Here is a 21,542-nt window from a genome sequence, read left to right as displayed (position 1 = left end):
TTAAAGTCTGGCAAATTTATGAAAAGATTCATAAATTGTATAACTTTTGGAAAAAATGAACGCTGTGTAAACGAAGGAATTCAGAATCCTTCGTTTTTTTGAATGAAAAAAGGTAAATATGCACTCTAACTACAAAAAGAAACTATTCTATTTTTGACAAAAAAAAGGTATAGTTAGAAATACCGACTAGGTACTTTTTCACACCTTCCATTTTGTGGGATGGTTAAGGGAGGAATATTAAATGAGATCCGAACATAAAAAAAAGAAAAAGAAACGTAAAACGTTTAAAATAATCGGCTTCACCCTTCTTATCCTTATCATTGGCGCAGGTGTTTATGGCGCTTCAGTATATCAATCATTAGCCGGTGCGATCAGCACTATGCAGGGCACAGCCCATAAAACGGATAAACGTGTAGAGGACATCAAGTTCAAAAGCCAAGATCCATTTTCATTACTAATTCTTGGTGTGGATGAAAGAAAAAATGACTCAGGTCGATCAGATACGATGATTGTCATGACCGTTAATCCTAAAAAAGAATCGATTGAATTATTGAGTTTACCGAGAGATACGCGTACAGAAATCGTCGGTAAAGGGATAAATGATAAAATGAACCATGCCTATGCATATGGCGGAGTCGCCATGTCGATAAATACAGTGGAATCCTATTTGGATATTCCGATTGACTATTACGTCAAAATGAATATGGAAGGCTTTCAGGATATCGTGAATGCCGTTGGCGGTGTCACGGTCGATAATGATATGGACCTTGCCTATAAAGGATATACCTTCAACAAAGGTACAATCGACTTAAATGGTAAAGAGGCCTTGATTTATTCCCGAATCCGTAAAGAAGATCCCCGCGGGGATTATGGACGGCAAATGCGGCAACGCCAAGTTATCCAAGCTGTCATGAAAAAAGGGGCAAGCCTATCAACACTTACCAATTATGACGATATATTCGAAGCTTTAGGTAAAAACGTGGAAACCAATTTAAGTTTCAATGAAATGCTGAGCATTCAAAATAACTACAAATCATCCCTCAAAAATATTGAACAATATACACTTGAAGGTGACAATCAACGGGTAAATGGCGTTTGGTACAACATCGTTCCAGAAGATACAAAGCTTGAAGCCCAAAATCGCGTTAAAGCACATTTGGGATTATAATGTAAGGAGGATGACTTTTATCAGTCATCCTCTTTTTTTACCTCTTTCTCAATTTTTTTAAAGTAATCGGAGCGTATCACCTGATCACTCAGATCAATCTCCTTTTGATCTTCTGGTGAAAATCCTTCGACCTTGCCTTCCCCATTTATTTTCATTTGAGAACCATAATCCCCTTTTAATATCAAGGCATCACCCTCTTCGCCATCCAGCATGCTCTCTCCAAAGTATGAAGAACTCTTTATATTGAACAAATCATATAGAGTGGGCAGAATATCGATTTGGCCCGCCACCTTATCAATCGTTCTCCCTTCCATATCCTCCTGATAAATGATCACGGGAATGGGCATATATTTTTCAATCCACTCTTCATTGCTAATTTTACTACCATAATACGCTTCAACCTCGTGTTTATCTTTTAAGAATAGCCCATCATGATCTCCGTAAATGACAATTACGCTGTCTTTCAACTTCCCGTCATCCTTCAACTTCTTCACGAAATCCCCGATAGCTGAATCTGTATAATGAATGGCTTCGAAATATTTAGTCAGGTAACTATTTTCTTTTCCAACTTCATGCTTCATTGTTATCTGTTCCTTCGGCAGTGAAAAAGGTACATGGCTGGTCAAAGTAACGAAAAAAGCGTAATAGGGGTTTTGTTTATCTTTTAAGAAATCATAGCTTTGATTAAAGAAACTGCGGTCTCCCAAGCCCATCGAAATCATCTCGTCCTGCTTCATATCCTCTATGGAAAGATAGTCATCAAAACCTAGCGAGGGATATGCATGCTGCCTATTCCAAAAGTCTTCTTCATCTCCGTGGAAAGCAAAACTTTGATAATCCGACTTCTTTAATTCCTTGGCAAGACCAGGAAAATCATTATAAGGGAACCGAAAAAAGGTCGCACCTTGCTTTAAAGGAAATAGTCCGGTATTCACGATAAGCTCTCCATCAGATGAATTTCCAAATACCGTCTGCGGATATACATGCGGGAAATACAATCCCCCTTTCGCCATTCCATTCATGAATGGCGTGACCTCCTGCCCGGCACTGGTTTGAAAGAGCGGAAACGACTGTAAAGATTCCACCTGGATGATAATGAGATTCTTCCCTTCCAAGGATCCTGAATGGGCATTTTCCTTTCTTTTCTTTTTATTGAAGTAATCAGAAACGGCCTTCTTTTCTTCCGAAGACATTTCATCCCTTCCCGAGTCAGTAAAATAGGCATACGTATCCAATGCATGATGACCGATAGGGCCCCAGGTTCGCAAGAAGGTATTTGCCTCATAACGCCGGGTTATATCTACTTTGTCGATAAAGATATTCTTGACCGGTTTTAATCCTGCTATCATCAGGAATATTACGGCCGGCACAAGTGCCATATGCTTGAGGGGGTATTTTTTCTTCACAAAAGATTCAGCAATTGGAATGCCTGCCAGAAGAAAGATTGCATCCTTGATTTCCATCATACTGAATATACTTTCACCTAGCCCATTCAGATTGCTTTTTTGCATCCACATATAGGATGTTATAGGTGTCGAATAATAACGATAAAACCAGATGTCCCCAAGGAAAAAGACCATGATCGAAAGAAGGAAAACTGAAAAAATGATGCCCTTTACGATTCGATTCGATATCCATTCCTTCAGATAAACAACAAAACCGGCAGCACCGATGATTATCGTAATTATTCCAATAGAAAGATCGTTACCCATCCTATCATTCGTATAAATGAAAAGTATGGCCACGATTGAGAATGACAATAACTCAAATAGCCTCTCCTTCAAGCGTTGATTACGGTTATTCTTCATGCTCCTGCCACTTTCCTCTTCATTATTTCCAAGCCTTGGTTAGGCTAGATTGCGGAAGATTACTTATAAATATTACTTATCGTTACCATTTATGAGAAATTGCACACAGAAAGTGGCATAAATATTTGGTGCTACTTACCTCCCTAATAAACAAAAAACCTTCATCACTAAAAGGATGAGGGCTTTGCTTTGGTGCTCCGGCAAAAAAGCTGCCGATTGCCGCTAGACTCTTGCGGTTGTTTTTCTACTTTCTCTTCCATTCAAAAGCAATCTTCCAACCTTCATCAGGAATCGATTCCGCCAACATATCCCCTTCCTCGAACAAGAAACGCCATGGCATGCATGAAAGTGCTGGAAGCTCACCAAGCTCTGAAAGATCGAATGTCTTTTTCGCGAGGAATTTTCCATCTCCATCAACTAACAGTAAATCCACGATATCAAAACTGACGGCTTTCTCTATTGAACTTCGCAGAAAAGCCTCTATGATGACATCATCTTCCACCCTAGTCAGCTTGATGCCGGATATAGAAATTTGGTTCGGTTTTAATGCAGGCAGCCTTTGATGGTGGAATTTATATACATATTTCTCTTGTTTGGAAATATCCCACCCCTTGTGAAACATCAGGACAGTATGAACGGTGTCATCATGATTTGCTAACTTAGGTACATCTGAAGCTGCATTATCCCTTTTTCCAAATAAACTCATCGTTCCTCCCCCTCGAAAGAAGCTGCATCTTGCTGATTGCTTTTCATATATTCCATAAAACGGATGCTTATCTCCGCCTCAATTTTACTTAATAGAAGGTTGAATTGACTGAGAGCTGCTTTTTCAAACAACGCATATGGGTCCTGCTGACCATATTCGCTTAAACCAATGCCTTCCTTCAAACTGTTCATTTCATCTAAATGGTTCATCCAATTTGTATCGATTTGCTGCAGCATGAAAGCGCGCAACTGGTTTCCCCATTCTGCATCGGCTTGAAAGATCACCAGTCTCGATTCCCATTTACCTAAAGCCTCCCATACCCTTCCTTCAATTTGGCCTTTTATATCCTTTAAATCACTTTCCTGCCAACCTAACGACAGCAAAACAAAGGTTAGCTCTTCAATTAAGTCAGAGGAATCAGGCTCTGCTATATGTTCACGGTCATATTTCACTGTGAGCCGAGTAATGTATTTTACGATGTAGTCAAGTAAAATGGCCGACATCCGTTCAGGCTCCATATAAAGAATCCGATTTCTCATTGCATAGATGATTTTACTCTGCTCATTTAATGCATGTTCCAACTTCAATATGTGATATCGGCTTGATTGATGCATCTGCTCTACCGAATCCTGAACCATTTTAACGAATTTATCGGGTGCAGGGCCCAGCACCAACCCATTTTCATCCGTTTTGATTTTCTTGATATAACGTCCCAATTCTTCTTCATCATAGTAATGAAACAAATCATCTTCCAAAGAAATGATGAATTGTGTTGAACCAGGATCACCCTGCCGCCCGGAACGTCCTCTTAACTGCATATCGATCCGACGGCTTTCGTGACGCTCCGTCCCGATAATATGAAGGCCGCCCAATTCCTTGACATCATTCCCAAGTAATATATCCGTTCCTCTCCCAGCCATGTTCGTAGCCAGCATCACTTGTTTTTTTTGCCCGGCATTCGCAATGATCTCCGCTTCATCCTCTTCCGTCTTCGCATTAAGGATTTGATGTTTAATTTTCCGATTATCCAGTTGAACCGAAATTTTTTCAGATTGCTCAATGGAGGTCGTCCCGATCAGGATAGGTCTGCCTTCTTCATGTATTCGTTTTACTTCCGTGACGATTTTGTTGATTTTGCTTGTTTCATCTTTATAAAGCAAATCAACCTCATCCACTCGAATAATAGGCTCATTAGTTGGAATTTCAATGACGGGGAGCTGATATATTTCCTGGAATTCAGACTTTGATGGTATGGCACTCCCTGTCATCCCAGACATTGAATGATATAATCGAAAATAATTTTGGACGGAAATCATAGCCTGTGTTTCATTCTCTTCGGAAATCTCCAATCCCTCTTTTGCCTCAATGGCTTGATGCAGCCCGTCACTGAAGCTTCGCCCTTCCATCACCCTGCCTGTGAATTTATCGATGATTGCAATCTTTCCATCGATGACAATGTAGTCCACATCCAACTTCATGATTGCCCGCGCTTTCAGAGCCTGTGTAACATTATGTAATAACTCTTGATGCTCCATTCCATACAGATTGTCGATGCCAAAGGCCTCTTCAATCTTGGAAGCACCTTGATCCGTGAAGAAGGCGGACCTTGACTCGACGGAAATCTCGTAATCATCCTTTTCTATAAATGTCTTCATGATTTGCGCCGTGATCTGGTGAAGCTCGGTTCCGTCGTTTGCCCTGCCCGCAATGATTAATGGTGTCCTCGCTTCATCAATCAAGATGCTGTCAACCTCATCGACAATGGCAAATCGGTGTCCTCTTTGAACCTTGTCTTCCCTTCGATAAACCAGATTATCACGCAAATAATCAAAACCGAACTCTGTTGCCGTCCCATACGTGATATCTGCCGCATATGCTTCACGTTTCGCGGAAGGTCCCATTTGGGAAATGTTCAAACCGATCGTCAATCCTAGAAATTCATGAATTTGTCCCATTAACTCTTTATCACGTTTGGCCAAATATTCATTGGCCGTTATTATATGGACACCATTACCGAACAGTGCATGTAAATAGCTAGGCAATGTAGAGACAAGCGTCTTCCCCTCGCCCGTATTCATTTGGGCAATGCCCCCTTCACTCAGGACAAAACCGCCTGCAAGCTGAACATCATGGTGCCTAAGATTCAATACTCGCTTGGAAGCCTCCCTCACGACCGCAAAAGCTTCGGCTTGTATATCCAAAATATTATCACCAGCATCCAAAATGCCTTTAAATCTATCCTTCATTCCATTTAATTCCAGATCTGAATATTTTTCATATTTACCCTCTAGCCGATTCACTTCTTCTACCAACTTATAAATTCTCTTCAAGTCTTTAGAACCTTCTTTGAAGAACCTTTTCATACTGGATAGCATAGGGTTTTCTCTCCTATTAATTCAATTGACCTTTAGTGAAATTATATCAGTTATGTATTTACTGTTTATAAACTTTATTGTAATTATATAGAAATTCTTTATTTTTTTGAAAGACAAATTATACAAAAACCGACTTGATGCAGCTAACCATGCTAAAAAGATTAACTCCATCCTGAATATCAGGGAGGGGTTTTTTTATCGATTTAAACAAATAATAGGAAGACTTTCACCCAATGGAGGATTTCAGATGAATAAGACATCCAGATATAAACTCGTACAGCCGCATCGCTTTGGATTATTCGTTCTTATAATTTTCATTATTAGCATGAGCTCCCCTATTCAAGCAGAAACAAGAAACACCCCCAAGAATGTCATATTGCTGATTGGCGACGGCATGGGGCTAGGGGCAATAGAAATTGCCCGGCAATTGGAATATGGAAAGACAGGTGTTCTACATTTGGAAAAACTGGAGCATGTCGCCCTGATGCGCACCTATTCCGCCAATAATTACGTCACTGACTCGGCAGCAGGAGGGTCGGCGATTGCCACTGGTATAAAAACCAACAATGAATCAATCGGTGTTGATGCCAATGGTTCCGAGGTGGATAGTGTATTGGATGCCTTTCAGAACAATGGCAAAAAAGTCGGGATCATCTCAACCAATATGGTAGTCGATGCCACACCCGCTGCCTTTGGTGCAAGTGTGCCTAACCGCTGGACAGGTGGCGCAAATATTGCGAGGCAGCTCTTTGATAACCGGATCGATGTCATTCTCGGCGGTGGTGCCAGCTATTTCGATGCGAATAAGCAGAATGGCGAGGATTTAATCGCCAAATTTAAACAAGCTGGCTATGGGATTACGACGACTAAAGAAGAACTTAGTTCCATTAATACTCCGGCAAAACTTTTAGGATTATTTCACCCTACCTATATGAATTTCAAACTGGATAAAGAAGTATTACATTCCCAAGAGCCATCCCTCCCCGAAATGACATCCAAAGCGTTGGATATTTTATCCCAGGGTGATAAGGGATTCTTTTTGATGGCCGAAGGTGCGCGTATTGACCATATGGAGCATGCAGCCGACATCACTGGAATATGGAAAGAAACGATTGAATTTGACCAAACCGTGAAAGAGGTTGTAGATTGGGCAAAAAATCGAAATGATACATTGATCGTTGTACTTGCAGACCACGAAACAATGGGGACCTCCGCTTCTGAAACAATGGATATCACGGCATTGAAAAAAATCAGGGTTTCATCCGAATATATGTCCAAACAGCTTACATTCGATAAAAATAATGAAATCAATCCAGAAAGTGTCGTTTCCACATTCAAGAAGTATGCACATATATCTCTTACGGATCAGGAAGTCGATCAATTCATTGATAACGTGAGAAAGAATAAAACGCTTGTCTATCCAAAGCATCAAATCGATTGGGAAATCGGTAGCACCATCGCCAGGCACCATAAGGCGGGCGTAGCAGATCGAAGCATACGGGCAGCCAGTTCCACAGGAGGACACACAGCCAATATGATTCCCGTTTTCGCCTCGGGTCCAGGCAGTGAAGCCTTTGATGGAGTCATTGAAAATACCGATATTTCAAAAATCATCACAAAAGCCGCTGGCGTTCCGTTCACACCCGGTCAGCATAAAACAAAAGAGGAATGAATGCATTCATTCCTCTTTTAAGATTCTCATTTTTGATTAAGGTCCGTTAACTCAAGTTATGGCGAAGTTTGCGGGCATTACTCACGAGTTTAATGCATTTACTCGTGAGTTTCCGCCTTTTACTCGTGAATTTAGTCCATTTACTCGTGAGTTTCCGCCTTTTACTCGTGAATTTGGTGCGTATACTCGTGAGTTTGATGAAGAGTCATGATGTCAAAAAAAGACGCCATTATTGGCGTCCTGCTCATTCACTTTTTTATATGTTTTTTTAATACATACCCAATTTGGCTTCCCTTTTTCACTTTGTACCACTCATCTTGTTGAGCCAAGATCGTTACAGATTGGTCCCTGTATAGATTCCCAACCGTTTCAGAAGATGCATTTCTATTTTCTTTAATATATAATTCGCTTGCTGTCACTATTCCCGTCGTCTTCCTGATCGAGATTTTCGTTGAAATGGTTTTCTGATTGTCACTCTTATCCTTAGCTGAGATTGTCACCGTAAATATGCCGCTGGACATATTTTTGAAATCCCATGTTGCGGATTGCCTGCCTTTACTGAACGGCCTTTCAGAAAGGATACCGACAACCTTACCTTTACTGTTCTTGATTTCCACTGTTACATTAGCGTCTTCATTAATTATATATGTTATGTTCGCTTGCTCGGTACTATAGTCACCCGATGTTTTGACTTCGGTGATTTTCGGTGCCGACGTATCTTTACTGATCTTAATCGGCATTGTTGCCAAACCTTCATTCCCGTTGCGGTCCATTGCTGATATTTCTGCTTTATATGTACCGTTACTCACCGCTTTTGTGTTCCAGATTGCTGAATGGGTACCCTTTTTCATTGTTTGGTCACGAACTGGGGTAGCTATGGATTTCCCTTTACCATCTTTAATCGTAAGTGTAACCACAGTATCTTCTTTTAGGGAGTATGTGATTCCAACCTCATCATTGACATGATCCGTTTGCGCTTTCATGCTTACTGAATTCGGTTCTGCCTTGGCGACAAGATCCGTTTTAAATCCAGCGCCTGGTCCATATTCCCTTTCTATAGTTGTGTCAGGATAATAAAATCCCAAAATATCTAGATAGGATTGTCCTGCTTCCGCTCTGTTTTTCGCCCCAAACTGACTTAGCCCGACACCATGCCCATATCCTGATCCTTTAATAGAAATTATTTTGGAGTGATCGGAGGATGAATGGTCAACCAGATAGCTTTTCATCACCTCTTGCCCCACCATGCCCCTGATTTTGGAAGCTGATACATTAGCAAACCTAACCGTTTGCGGCAGAAGCTTTCCCCGGTCATCAACGAGGTCCCTTACATAGAAATTCAATTGGATGGAGCCTTTCGTTACACGGCCTCCCGTTTTCTCATCTGAAAATGTTAACAAGGGAATCTCCGTTATTTTAATATCTTTCTGCGCATATCCATTATTCTTCAGCCAAGCCTTAAGCTTCGGCACAACCGTTTTATCTTTTTCCTCTACACTTGTCCACCATTCTTCCGGTTTAGCTAAGTCCATTTTTGAAAGGTCGATTTGCTGCTTGTCCAGCGTTATCTCCCAACTGGTTTTCGGATCATAGAAATCTTCTTTTATAGATAAATATGCAAGGGGGCTGCCACTTGACCAAACATTTGAATTCGATTCGGTCATTCCTCCATTGCTTGAGGAAAAGAACGCTTCGATTGTTTCGCCATCATGCTTGATTACCATGCCCTTCGTCTGCTCAATGGCTGAATTAGTCCGATAGTGACCGGCAGCCCCGCCATATACTTGGTAAGAAACCGTATCATCAATTATTGTGGATTGATGGCGAAGTGCATAGGTCCGGGCGGCAATCGCCTGTGCTTTTAAGGCTTCGGAGTGCCATAGTGCAGGCATCTCCAGCGGTACGACGCCCTTTAGGTAATCTTCCATATAAACAGTATTGATCGGCCGGATGTAACCGTCCTCCGCTGTAAATGAAAATGAGCCTTGATACGGACGGCCGTTTATGGATAATGAAGAATCAGGTTTAACTGGTATTACCTTAAAAGAAGCATAAGATCCCTTTTTCTTAGATCCTTTGTATACGGCAAGTTTAGCCGACTCCACTTTCAAAGTCAGTTTTTCCCCCGCATTTATGAATATCTCTCCCCTTGATGTACGGTAGTCACCGGTTGCCGTTATTTCGGCACTGGTTCTATTGCCCAAATAATTCTTCAGTTTCACATCCATCGTTAAATTTTCTTCTGCTGCTGTCGCTTCATGAGAAGGAAATGCAAAAAAAGTGATAAAGAAAGCGATAAACAAATACTTTAATCTTTTCATTCCTTTTCATCCTCATTCCCATTCTATTAATCTTTCAAGGATTTTTGAATTAATCCCATTCAATCCATCGGCATGTGGTAACATAACGGCCTGGATGATGTCACTCTGTAAACATCATGGTTTCAGGACGTCCCTAGTATACTAGCAAGTTATTGAACTCCTTTTTTACATTCTGTATGCACGACACATTCTCCTTCAAATCCAGCTTCATTGCCGCCACAAATTAGAATCCACAACCAAAATAAAGCAGGACATGGAAGAAGCCAATGTCCTGCTTTTTAATGTTAAATGCTTGCCCAGTTCTGATGGGTGACTTTTTTCTTTACTTTAAATACTTCTTCAACACCGGTTTCATTTGGTCGACAACGACATGGCTGCCGCCTCGTCCTTTTACATCTTCCATCATCCATGCCATGAGAAGTTCCGGGTCTTCTGTGTCCATGGCAACAAACCAGCCGTTTTCTGTTCCGTCCGCGTTTTTGGATGCCTTGATTTCAGCAGTTCCCGTTTTGGCAGCGATTTTGATGCCAAGATCAGCTATTCCATGTCCGCTTCCCTTAGGATGCTCCACTACTTGTGTCAACATCTTGGTGACCTGATTCGCTTGGTCTGCTGATATCGCATTTTCTTTCCATATTTTCTTTTCTATTTTATCTCCAGTTATTAAGAAAGGTGCAGGAATGTTTCCTTCATTCAAGAAGGCTGAATAGGTCATGGCGAGGTGGAGCGTGCTCATTTGAACTTGCGCTTGACCATATCCGGCATCTGCCAATCTTCCCTCACTGTCGATCTTGCCAATGCTCGATGCTTTGATCGGATAATCATAATTCAAAGACTCATCAAATCCGAAAGCCTTGAGTCCATTCGTGAATTTTTCCTTTCCAAGCCCGAGAGCTTTTTGGGCAAAGTAAATGTTGTCTGAATAAATTAATGCCTTTTCCATATCGATTGGAACTCCAGGGTCCGAAACCCTTGTAATGGAATGATCTTTCCATTTCGATTTGGCCCACGTTTTCCCTTGGATATTGATCGACTCTTTCGGATCCACACCATTTTTCAAGGCGATCGCCGCAGTGAGGGCCTTAATGGTTGAACCAGGTGCAAACGTCGAACTGAAGCGGTTCAGAAGTGGTTTTTTCGGGTCTTCTTCAAGCGCTTTTTGTTCTGCTTTCGTTATTCCGAAAATATATTTATTAGGATCGAATGACGGACTTGAAACAAGTGCAAGCGTTTCGCCTGTCTTCGGATCAATTGCCGATGCCGATCCAGTTTCGTTCTTATATTGCTTGAAGATATCCTTTTGAAGCTCAGCGTCGATGGTCAATGTAATTGTTTCTCCCTCTTCAGCAGGCTTTTCAGCAATCACCTTTTCTTCGCCATCTTCGGTTTTAATGAAGATTTTACCGCCAGGTTTGCCTTTAAGCCGCGCTTCCAACACTTCCTCAAGACCTCGCTTGCCTATAACATCACTTGCGGTATATCCTTTTCCTCTCAATTTCTCCAGGTCCTCGGCCGATGCCTCACCGACATATCCGATTAGGTGGGCAGTGGCCTCTTTATACGGATATATGCGCTCTTCCGTATTATTGACAGATACCCCGGCAATGCTCAATAGCTTTTCCAAAGTTGCGCTATTATCATTTGACACTTTCTTGATGGGCACGAAATAGCTTGGCTTTACCCATGTTTGTTTTAATTTCTGATTCACTTCGTCAGTGGACATGTTGAGGATTCCAGCGACCTTTTTAACCGTTTCGGATTCGTTGGCCATTTTCTCGGGCACGATTCCCACTTCTGCCACCGTTCCATTCATGGCGAGGCCGCGTTCATTTCGATCGACGATTTCCCCGCGAATGGCTGGATACGATTCAACCGATACCTTCTCACCAGCTTCCAATTGAGGGAATATGTAGCTTTCATCCCACTTGATATACCAATTTTCTTCCTCGCCTTCCCCTTCCTTGACAAGTGTCGCTTTATGATCAGAGCTGACAGCGCCCGCCATAGTGGACATATCAACGGTATATGCAAGGCTTACCTTTTCTCCATCTTTATGATCATTTTCTTCTTTTGGCTGTTTATAGTCCACCTTTAATTGGTCGGCTTCAATGCCCGTATAGATTTTTTCATAACGCTTCTCAAATTCATCCGCACTGATTTCTTTCCTTGTCTCAGGTGACAGATACTCGTACATCTTCGTAAAATCTTGTTTATTCCAAAGCTTCGTGTATGCCGCAAAGCGCTCTTCCGGACTTGGCTCATCCGAGCAACCGGCCAGGAACAATACGCTCATCAACAATAAGCTGGAAACTAAAGCTAGTTTCTTCATGATTTCCTCCTAATGAATAGTTAGAATGATATACCTATAGTTTAGCAAAATATTAGGGGAATGGGGGATTTTACATGCTTAATTTCTTCATTTTTCTAATTAACCATGATTTTTCTAAAACAAAAGTCCCGTACATCGCGTACAGGACTTTACTTTAAAGCATTCTTTTTTTTCGGCTTTTTTTCTCTTGCAGCCATTTTTTCAGGAAGAAAAAGCCCAGGATGGCTGAAATGATGAGTCCGCTTGTCGTTACAATGACAGCTACCCATTCGTATAAGGTGTAATCCATATACGCTTTCCATGGTAATTTCCCTTTCCAATCTTCAATGTATAGATTCATTCCGAATATACCGGAGACCACCGTATAAATCGTTAGTATTTGCAAAAGATAATTACTGCTTTTCCCAGACAATTTATCCTGATTTTGATAAAGGTAGGAAAGTGTTTCCTTGACTTCTCTGTAGAGAGGGGCAATCCTGAAGGTTTCATCCGTTTTTTTGAAAAGCTCTTTACCGATTGCCGTACTATTCACTTCAGTGAATAAGTACTTTGCAGAAAACTGAGTGATCATGAAAATCAGCTGTTCTGTATCCGATTGATCTTTTTCCACATCAATCTGGGAATGTTCATGAGCCAATTTAAGCAGTACGATCTTATAATAGAAGAAAAGCAACAATGTATAAAAATGCTGTCCGTACATTTCGCTTGCCAGTTCTTGTTCCAGTTTACCTGTCGCTTTCGTGACACACGCGAAATGATACATGCTAGTTACATAATAGGTTTCCTTGCCCCACCTGTCATATACCCTTTCTTGATAATACTTTTCTATATAATCAGGGTTTAATGCGCCTATATATGGCTCACCATCATTGTCATACCCGTTCAGCTCACTGATCCGGAATAAATCATCTTTAGAAATATCACGATTCTCAGGGAATGCCGTATAACTGATCACATACATTCTTTCATCGATGAAAAAGGGCAAACTCCCAAAATAGGTCGGATCCGCTTGTTCTTCATCTATATATTCCTCAATAGGCGGCAACAGTTCATTGAAGATGAAATCCTTCACCTGTTCATACTGATTTTCACGGCAGCCAACTTTCGTTTTTTCTTCATCATCAGCAATCGGCTCGAGGATTCTAAATGTATCGCCAAAATAGAGCACATCATTTTGTGAAAGCCCTTCAGGTAAAGTAACACGTAGATTCATCATGCCAATATGAAATGGGCATATGAAAATATCTATAGAGTTAATAATAAATGGGGTATTTAGATAGGGTGATTCGAAGGTACAATCAATATCCAGTTTTTTCGTGAAACGCCGCAAGCCTTCCTTCTGTTTTGCATGACCCGGAAATAAAATCGGTTCGATGTATGGCATGAAATACTTTTCCAATTTACGGTGTGAAACTTTATGGCCGCCGTAAAATTGATTTTGTTGTTCCATATCTTTCAAGTTCAAAAAAACGAAATTGTCCTCAAGCAATTTTCCCACAAACTTTTCAATCATTTTTCCTTCAAGCGTAAATGGAAAAATGAACTGCTGGAAAGTTCGCTTCGTGGGATCATTCTTCACTTTCACATCCATAAAATATATTCCTCCGATTAAACTGCTATAACACAGGTTTAATTCATCTTGATTCTTATATATTTACCCATGTATATACAAACAAAACGAAACATAATATAGAAATAAAGTGGACAAATTATCCAAAAAACAAAAAGATCCCCCAAGCAAGTGCTCGGGGGCCATCGAAAAGAGTTCTTCAACCCTCTTCACTTTAGGGTACTAGAAACTGATGTTTCTAATGAAAAATCCGATATTCGGACCATTTTAGCATTTTTTTAAAGTATGATAAAACTCGAAATTCTCCCATATTTAGGCTTTACCACTTATTATCATCTAATTAATCCTTATATGCAGAGATTGACAAATGAAAATATAACTCTAGGAATAATTTGTGATCTATTGGCTCATTATTCTTATCCCTTTATGAGGAAATCACGTTTTAGTTTTAAAAAAATGGGTAAATAAAAAATACAAAGGAGAGACATCATGAAATCCGATAGATATAAACAACACTTTAAATTTTTTGAGAGAGCAAATAACGATAAACCAAGTGAAAGGAAACAATTGAGCGATTTCATCAAAAAGAAAATGAATGCTCAAAACACTCATTTAAATGGTAAAAACTCATGACATATGGTGTGTCATGAGTTTTTATCGTTTAAAATGCGATTTCTTTTCCCTGAAGGTTGTGCTTCACACATTTTTTGATACCGATTACATTCAAAAAATGTTTAATTTTCTTCATTGAGGTTGCCTGATATTCATCCGCAATGGAAAACTCTTTAATATAGGCAATTTTTTCTTGTACATCTGTATCTATATGATCTTGGCTGTATTCTTTTTCATCTGATTTTTGGCATGTGTACACCACAGCTTCACCAATATTCCTTGTTGCCTTATCAAAATAAAAAGAAAACACAATGGCACATTCATCATCGTAAAAAGAGGGTTGAACTTTCATATTAATATCAATCATTAACCTTACACCTCTCTCCGTTTTGTTATTTACACTATAACAAAATCATTAAAAGGAAATAGGCGTTACAAACTACCCTCACGTTTCTTCCACGCCTTCCAAATGGACCTTACTCTCCCCATTCATAGATAATTATAACTACAGGAATATGCGCAAAAGAATAATCATTCAAAAATGATAACAAAAAAACATCTTCAATTGAAGATGCTTGAATCAGTAATAGTAAGCTTCATTTACTTATTTATATAAACCTGGAAGTTCTGCGTAAAGGCCTGGTAATTCGCTTGGGACAATAACAAAAGCAGCGATGATAAGAAAAGATACGACTAATGCTTTAGTACTTTTTTTCATAGGTCATTCCTCCTTTTCTTTTAAAAAAATATTGGTTAAAATAGAAATAAATTCTATAGTTATATTTAACCACACTTCTTAAAACCATATATTTCGAGTAAAGAATCTATTTAAACCGTTCAGGACCTGTACATACCGCTTTCACCGATTTTTCATAACAAAATATAACTCTAGGCATATTTTAAGGAGAATCAAAATGGATTTTTTTGCAGTTGGACAAAAGATCAAAGAACTACGTAAACAAATCGGGCTTTCCCAGGAAGAGTTGGCAACCGGTATTTGTACACAAGCACAGATCAGTAAGATTGAAAAGGGCGATGTCTACCCATATGCATCCACTCTCTATTTAATTTCCCAACGTTTAGGCGTTGATGTAAACTATTTTTTCGATATTGGAATGACCCCTAGGCTGGATTACGTGGAAGAAGTGATTTATCAATTAAAAATAGCCAGAAGAACCCGAAATTATGAGGAAATGCAGCAAATTGTAAAGGCTGAGGAAAACAGTCCCCTCTTTCTTCAGAATAAAAAGAATCATCAATTGATTCTTTGGCACAAGGGAATATACGAATATGAAAAAAATAAAGATTTAGATAAAGCCATCGATTTCATTAATCAGGCCATAGCCATTACTCATACGACAGACAAAATTTATTCGGAACGGGAGCTTGAAATCTTAAGCAGCCTTGGTGTAATGTATGTTGCCGAAGAACAGTACGAAAATGCATTCGCCTTGTTACGGAAAGCTTTAGATCACTTGAAAGCCCTGCCCTTTTTGACGGATAAAACGCTTAAGACACGTCTATCCTATAATTTCGGCAGAGTGTTAACACGTCTGGTCCGATACGAAGAGTCCATTGCCTGCTGCCAAGATGCCATAAAGTGGTGCCTCGAACATGACCAATTATATGCTTTAGCGGATTTACATTACCATTTAGGGTATAATTTTGAACTCGTAGGTAACTTTGAAGAGGCAAAAGAGTACTTGGAAAAGTCGGCTTTTCTATTCAATTTACAAAAAAATCATACCTTTGTTACATTCATCAACAAAAAGTTGGACAGTTGGAAGAATGAAATGAAAGTTAACTAATTTTTTTATTTTAGAGCCATTCCCGCTGGAATGGCTCTTCCCATTAACCAAGAATATGCATAATCTTACACTCATCATTTTCAAAACCTCTATTCTACATTTTAAATTCCAAGCCAAAATGAAGTATAATAAAGAGATGCTTCAAAAAAAGCACAATAAAAAAGGGTTCCGGCCCCTCATCACTTAGTTTTGTGAAGCTAATGAGGATGAAGGATTCCAGGCATGTTCATCGTGAATGCCGGTTATTCCTGTTTATATCCGAACTGCTTATATTCAAGCGGATTTTTGACGATATTGACTTTTACAGGGTATTTATGAATATAACGGCAAGAAGCAGTGATTAAATTGAATAGAACGTAAAGAACGGTTCCAGCATTCGATCATATATACACAAAGCCGGGATGGGAATTACGAAAAGTTAAGAACTGATGGTTCATAATCATACAAAAATATATAACTAGGGCTGGTCCCTGAAGGAGGAGAGTATGGAGCGGGAGTTGTTGTTAGTTGGGGAGCGGCTGGCGGAATTTTTGGAGGCCGGGGATCCGGAAGATTCGGATGTGGTGAATCAAGGGCTCCAGTTATACCGTCAGGGGCTCGTTGATATTAAAGAAGAAGCGGTAGATACGATTGCGGCTGAGGTACAGGAAGAGACACGATTTAAGGCTAGGCTGAATCTGCTCTCCCCACAGGATGGAAGCTGTACATGTGATTCAAGGTTCATTTGCCGGCATCAAATGGCCGTTTTCTTTTCTGCATATTCCGAACACGCTAGTGTTTCCGAATGGCTGGGCGATTGGAAAGCACCTAAAAACGCCTCAGCCGCCCAAGCACTGCAGCAGGTGAAACCGGCAAGTGAATTACTTAAACAGGCGGCGGGGAGATCCATCACCTTAGATAAAAGCTATCCATCATGGAAGCAATTCGTAAATGATGCCTTTGCGGAACATGTCGAGCCCCATATAGGCGAGGCTACTTACATGATTGAAAATCATATACAAACTTACTTTAAACGCCTTAGCTCAAAAGCTCCAATGGAAAGGGAATGGAAGTTGCTTTATCATTTCGTTACGCAATTTTGCACAATGCAGCAGACACTGAGAATGATTCAGCTGCATAAAAGTGAGACGCAAACGATCAGGGTCTTTTATGCACTTGCCGTCGACTTGGCAGAAGAGCTGCATGAAACGGTACAGCCGCTAAGCAGGCAAGCGCGGCCTTTCGCCTTTGACCCCTTCGTTTTCAGCATCAAGGAAGATGTAGCTAAACTGCTGGATGGAGGGGAAGGCCTCGAATATGAAAAGATCGACCTCTACCGGGAGATATGGAGCTACTTATTCTCCAACTCCTCATGGCGTAAAGAGGAACTTGAACGAATCAATAAAGAACTTCCCGAGAAGTATATGGGCACCACTGAGAGGACGTCCTATACCCTCGCAGCCATTCACCTATCCCTTTTGGAAAACCATGATAAACAAGCGATTGAGCTTCTACTTGAATTGAAGAAGGATGCCTGTCCATACATTTTTTATTGGCTGAATCTCCTGGCTGAATCTGAAAACCGGGCACGGGCCATTCCTTTCATTGAATTCATCAATAATAATGTTCAGGAATTCCTTGCCGGTCTATCCGATTATTATAAACGGGTAGATTTCGTCCGGACCTTTACGACTTTAATTAACAGTTGCTGTTATAAATTAAAACGAACTGATTTGCTTGAGAAATTTTACAGGGCCACCCTTCCGCACAGCTATTGGAACTATGCAAATTTCCTTTTTGAACAAGGACAATACAAAAAATGGGTGGAGATGCATATTTACTCGGAAATCAGCATTGACTTAATCAGCAGTGAATCCATCAAAGAAGTGGTATCAAAAGAACCGGAACTAATCCTTCCCCTTTATTATCATGCGGTCCAGGAAAAAGTTTCTTTGAAAAACAGGCCTGCTTATAAGCAGGCTGTCCGTTATTTGAAAAGGATGCGCACCATCTATAAAAAGAGCAAAAAGGAAGACGTATTCGAACGGTATATACTTTATGTAGCAGATTCGACCAAACGGCTTCGCGCTTTCCAAGAAGAATTAAAAAGGGGTAAGCTTATCGATGTTTAATCCAGGGAAATTAAAAATCAAAATAGCCGCTCTCGAAAACGGAACTTACGCCCTTGGTGTCGTCAATGAAGAGAATACCTTCATCACCACGAATCATATACGCAGGCTGTTATTCAACTGGGATGACGCAAGCTTTTATGGAACTAAAATGACTACGGATATAGTGGATGGAAATCAAGTATTCATTCTTGACGCTTGGGGACTTCTCAACTTTTTTGCAAGGGAAAGCTTTAACTCCTTCATAGAATGGGAATGGTCCGAAATATCGTCCCTTTGCCTGTCAGCAGCGCCCGTTCTTCATGAATCCATAGAAGCTGGAATCCCCGTACCGGATTTCACTAATCTTCAATTGGACTCCATCGGCTGGAAACTGCCGGAAGAAGTGGAAGAGGAATTCGTCCCGTCCTTTTGGGAAGAAGAAATATCTTTGGATCTTCCTTCACCTGAACCGGAAACCAACCGTACTTTTATCGAAAAGTGGTATAACGGTGCCGCTAACATGTATTTAAAAAACTATTCACCCATGCAGCATAAATGGAGTGAAGCCGTCGGGGCGTTAAAGGATACACGACTTTCCCCCGAAGAATTACAGGCCTTTTTTGACAAAGACAGCTGGCAGGAATGGCTCGGTACCCTGCCCGACCCAAAACCATTCACCATAGGTCTCCGTTTAACTGAGCCTCCTGAGGGTAATGGGCCTTGGATACTTGATGTTACCCTTCGTTCCAAAAAAGATGAGAATATCATTGAAACATATACAGGAAAAAAACTGCCGCGGGGCTGGAACAAGTATGCAAGTGATGTGGTTCGTGCCACGAAACGCTGGCAACTCGTCGTGCCATGGCTTGGGGAGAATGGCCGTCTGAAAAGGGAGATTTCGGAAACGGACGCATGGGAGTTCTTGACCGATGCAAGCGAAAAGCTCCTGTTTCTTGGCGTCGAAATTCTCCTCCCATCGTGGTGGCTTGCCTTGAAGGAATCCTCATTGAAGGTCAAGGCGAAAGTGAAGAGCCAATCGAATCGCGGCCCGTCTTATGTAGGGTTAAAAGCTTTGATGGACTTTGATTGGCGATTCTCATTAAATGGCAAAGAGCTCACTGAGGCGGAGTTCGAGGAGCTCGTCAATGAAAAAAGGCGGCTTGTCTTCATCCGCGGCCAATGGGTCAAGCTTGACCCAGCTTTCATTAAACAAATTCAGGAGCTGATGGAAACAGCCAATGAAAAAGGCATCCAACTGACTGACTTGCTGCAGCAGGAACTGTTGAATGGCGTAAATGAAGATGGCGATGATGATTCTGAAAATGATGAAATGCTTCGGATTCAATTTGAATTGAACCAGGAGCTCCGTAAAATGGTCGGAAGGCTCAGGGAAACCAAAAACATATCCGTCCTGCCCGTCCCTAATGCACTTCAAGGAGATTTACGCCCCTATCAAAAACTGGGCATGAGCTGGCTCCTTTTTTTAAGGGAGCATGGTTTTGGTGCTTGTCTGGCCGACGATATGGGACTTGGAAAAACAGTCCAGATGATTGCCTACCTGCTTCATGTGAAAGGCAAAGAAGGAGCTGGTGAAGAGCTGCCCGCTGCGCACAGGGACGAACAAAAGAGTGAACCGATCATCGTCGAAGAGGATCGCGGCACAGAGAGCAGTGATGAGGCTGAGGTCATTGCCACTGCCCCTGAATCCGTCTCTGTTCAATCGGCGCTCATCGTCTGCCCGACATCGGTCCTTGGCAACTGGCAAAAGGAATTGGAAAAATTCGCACCTTCACTTAAAGTTCACCTTCACTATGGATCGAATCGTGCTAAAGGTGAAGCATTTACTAAACTGGCAGCCGAACATGATATTGTCTTAACATCATATGGACTGACCCACCAAGATGTGGCTGAACTGACCTCGATCCACTGGAGCAGCGTTATCCTTGATGAAGCACAAAACATCAAGAATGCCCAAACGAAGCAATCCAAGGCGGTCCGAAAGCTAAATGGCAGACATCATATCGCCTTATCGGGTACGCCGATGGAAAACCGTTTAAGTGAGCTATGGGCGATTTTCGACTTCATCAACAAAGGTTATCTCGGAACGCTAGGTCAGTTTCAGGAAAAATATGTGGCGACCATTGAGCGTGATGAACAAAAGGATAAAATCAAGGAATTGCAGCGTTTGATACAGCCATTTTTGCTTCGCCGTACAAAACGCGATAAGGAAGTCGCTCTTAATCTTCCGGATAAGCAAGAACAAAAGGAATTCGTACCGCTTACCACCGAGCAAGCATCGTTGTATGAACAACTGATTAAAGATACATTCACTGATATCGAACAACTGTCTGCCTTTGAGAGAAAAGGCATCATCCTCCAGATGCTGAATAAGCTAAAGCAACTATGCAACCACCCAGCTCTTTACTTAAAAGAGACGGAAAAGGAAAACATCATGAAGGCACCTAACCGATCAGGCAAACTCGAGAAGCTGACCGAGCTTATCGATGCGGTCCGCGAACAGGATGAAAGCTGTCTCATTTTCACACAATATATCGGGATGGGCAATATGATTAAAGAATTGCTGGAAAAACGATATGGCTTTGAAGTGCCATTCCTGAACGGGAGTGCGAACAAGAAGCAGCGTGATGAAATGATCACCCGATTCCAAGATGGGGAATTCCCTATTTTCATACTCTCGTTGAAAGCAGGCGGCACGGGTCTTAATCTTACAGAAGCAAACCACGTGATTCACTATGATCGCTGGTGGAACCCAGCTGTTGAAAATCAAGCCACCGACCGTGCTTACCGAATTGGTCAACAGCGTTTCGTACACGTTCATAAGCTAATCTGCACAGGGACCCTGGAAGAAAAAATCGACCAGATGCTTGATAAAAAGCAAGCCTTGAACGACGAAATCATCAGCAGTGACAACTGGATCACTGAACTTTCCACAGAGGAAATCAAGGACTTGGTCGCTCTTCAATAACCAGATTTCACGATTATGAGATGATTGAGGGCAAAAAAAGGGAGAATGCATATATGATATGCATTCCCCTTTTTTTATACATAGACGTCCTGTTATA

The 21,542-nt window shown here is 41.1% G+C and carries 14 protein-coding genes; 7 read left to right on the top strand and 7 right to left on the bottom strand.

All coding sequences use genetic code 11. The annotated features are described in order from the left end of the window. The first annotated feature begins 241 nt into the window (after nucleotides 1–241). Nucleotides 242–1,168 (top strand): LCP family glycopolymer transferase, encoded by a 927-nt coding sequence (locus OTG27_RS01230; RefSeq protein WP_268935997.1) that lies wholly within the window; start codon nucleotides 242–244, stop codon nucleotides 1,166–1,168. 20 nt (nucleotides 1,169–1,188) lie between these two features. Here the strand turns inward: OTG27_RS01230 and OTG27_RS01225 are convergent, their stop codons facing one another. The 3 genes from OTG27_RS01225 to secA form a co-directional block, all read right to left on the bottom strand. After that, the gene (locus OTG27_RS01225) at nucleotides 1,189–2,976 is read right to left on the bottom strand and encodes an LTA synthase family protein (protein WP_268935996.1); all 1,788 of its coding nucleotides are present in this window, start codon (nucleotides 2,974–2,976) and stop codon (nucleotides 1,189–1,191) included. 244 nt (nucleotides 2,977–3,220) lie between these two features. After that, complete coding sequence (locus OTG27_RS01220) at nucleotides 3,221–3,682, bottom strand: SLAP domain-containing protein (RefSeq protein WP_268935995.1); 462 nt, start codon at nucleotides 3,680–3,682, stop codon at nucleotides 3,221–3,223. Continuing rightward, complete coding sequence (gene secA, locus OTG27_RS01215; protein WP_268935994.1) at nucleotides 3,679–6,057, bottom strand: preprotein translocase subunit SecA; 2,379 nt, start codon at nucleotides 6,055–6,057, stop codon at nucleotides 3,679–3,681. Before secA ends, OTG27_RS01220 begins: the two co-directional genes overlap by 4 nt. Nucleotides 6,058–6,304: 247 nt before the next feature. Between secA and OTG27_RS01210 the strand changes: the two genes are divergently transcribed. Together OTG27_RS01210 and OTG27_RS01205 are read left to right on the top strand one after the other, a co-directional pair. Next, nucleotides 6,305–7,729, top strand: coding sequence for an alkaline phosphatase (locus OTG27_RS01210; RefSeq protein ID WP_268935993.1), 1,425 nt, complete (start codon nucleotides 6,305–6,307; stop codon nucleotides 7,727–7,729). A 58-nt stretch (nucleotides 7,730–7,787) separates the two neighbouring features. After that, nucleotides 7,788–7,940 carry a hypothetical protein gene (locus OTG27_RS01205; RefSeq protein WP_268935992.1) on the top strand — a complete coding sequence of 51 codons (153 nt, stop codon included), beginning with the start codon at nucleotides 7,788–7,790 and terminating at the stop codon, nucleotides 7,938–7,940. Nucleotides 7,941–7,977: 37 nt separating this feature from the next. On the opposite strand, the gene OTG27_RS01200 is transcribed toward OTG27_RS01205, so the two are convergent. From OTG27_RS01200 to OTG27_RS01190, 3 genes are all read right to left on the bottom strand, one after another. Beyond that, complete coding sequence (locus OTG27_RS01200) at nucleotides 7,978–10,050, bottom strand: SpoIID/LytB domain-containing protein (RefSeq protein ID WP_268935991.1); 2,073 nt, start codon at nucleotides 10,048–10,050, stop codon at nucleotides 7,978–7,980. Between the two features lie 322 nt (nucleotides 10,051–10,372). After that, nucleotides 10,373–12,379 (bottom strand): penicillin-binding transpeptidase domain-containing protein, encoded by a 2,007-nt coding sequence (locus OTG27_RS01195; RefSeq protein ID WP_268935990.1) that lies wholly within the window; start codon nucleotides 12,377–12,379, stop codon nucleotides 10,373–10,375. 154 nt (nucleotides 12,380–12,533) lie between these two features. After that, on the bottom strand, nucleotides 12,534–13,970 hold the full coding sequence (locus tag OTG27_RS01190) for a hypothetical protein (protein ID WP_268935989.1): 1,437 nt from the start codon (nucleotides 13,968–13,970) through the stop codon (nucleotides 12,534–12,536). A 468-nt stretch (nucleotides 13,971–14,438) separates the two neighbouring features. Here OTG27_RS01190 and OTG27_RS01185 point away from each other — a divergent pair, with 468 nt between their 5' ends. Continuing rightward, nucleotides 14,439–14,582, top strand: a complete 144-nt coding sequence (locus OTG27_RS01185) for a hypothetical protein (protein ID WP_156500225.1) — start codon at nucleotides 14,439–14,441, stop codon at nucleotides 14,580–14,582. Between the two features lie 28 nt (nucleotides 14,583–14,610). Here the strand turns inward: OTG27_RS01185 and OTG27_RS01180 are convergent, their stop codons facing one another. Next, nucleotides 14,611–14,928 (bottom strand): hypothetical protein, encoded by a 318-nt coding sequence (locus OTG27_RS01180; protein WP_063574667.1) that lies wholly within the window; start codon nucleotides 14,926–14,928, stop codon nucleotides 14,611–14,613. Between the two features lie 547 nt (nucleotides 14,929–15,475). Between OTG27_RS01180 and OTG27_RS01175 the strand changes: the two genes are divergently transcribed. From OTG27_RS01175 to OTG27_RS01165, 3 genes are all read left to right on the top strand, one after another. Then, nucleotides 15,476–16,369: a helix-turn-helix domain-containing protein gene (locus OTG27_RS01175; protein ID WP_057278160.1), complete on the top strand. Its 894-nt coding sequence runs from the start codon at nucleotides 15,476–15,478 to the stop codon at nucleotides 16,367–16,369. Between the two features lie 485 nt (nucleotides 16,370–16,854). Continuing rightward, on the top strand, nucleotides 16,855–18,480 hold the full coding sequence (locus OTG27_RS01170; RefSeq protein WP_057278161.1) for a hypothetical protein: 1,626 nt from the start codon (nucleotides 16,855–16,857) through the stop codon (nucleotides 18,478–18,480). Continuing rightward, entirely contained in the window at nucleotides 18,473–21,445 is a 2,973-nt protein-coding gene (locus tag OTG27_RS01165; protein ID WP_268935988.1) for a DEAD/DEAH box helicase, read from the top strand. The genes OTG27_RS01170 and OTG27_RS01165 overlap by 8 nt, the downstream gene beginning before the upstream one ends. The last annotated feature ends 97 nt before the right edge of the window (nucleotides 21,446–21,542 follow it).

It is taken from the genome of Peribacillus sp. AS_2 (genome assembly GCF_026891895.1).
Lineage (GTDB): Bacteria > Bacillota > Bacilli > Bacillales > DSM-1321 > Peribacillus > Peribacillus frigoritolerans.
The sequence above is the reverse complement of the archived record's forward strand: the minus strand, read 5'-3'. Positions and strand labels throughout refer to the sequence as shown.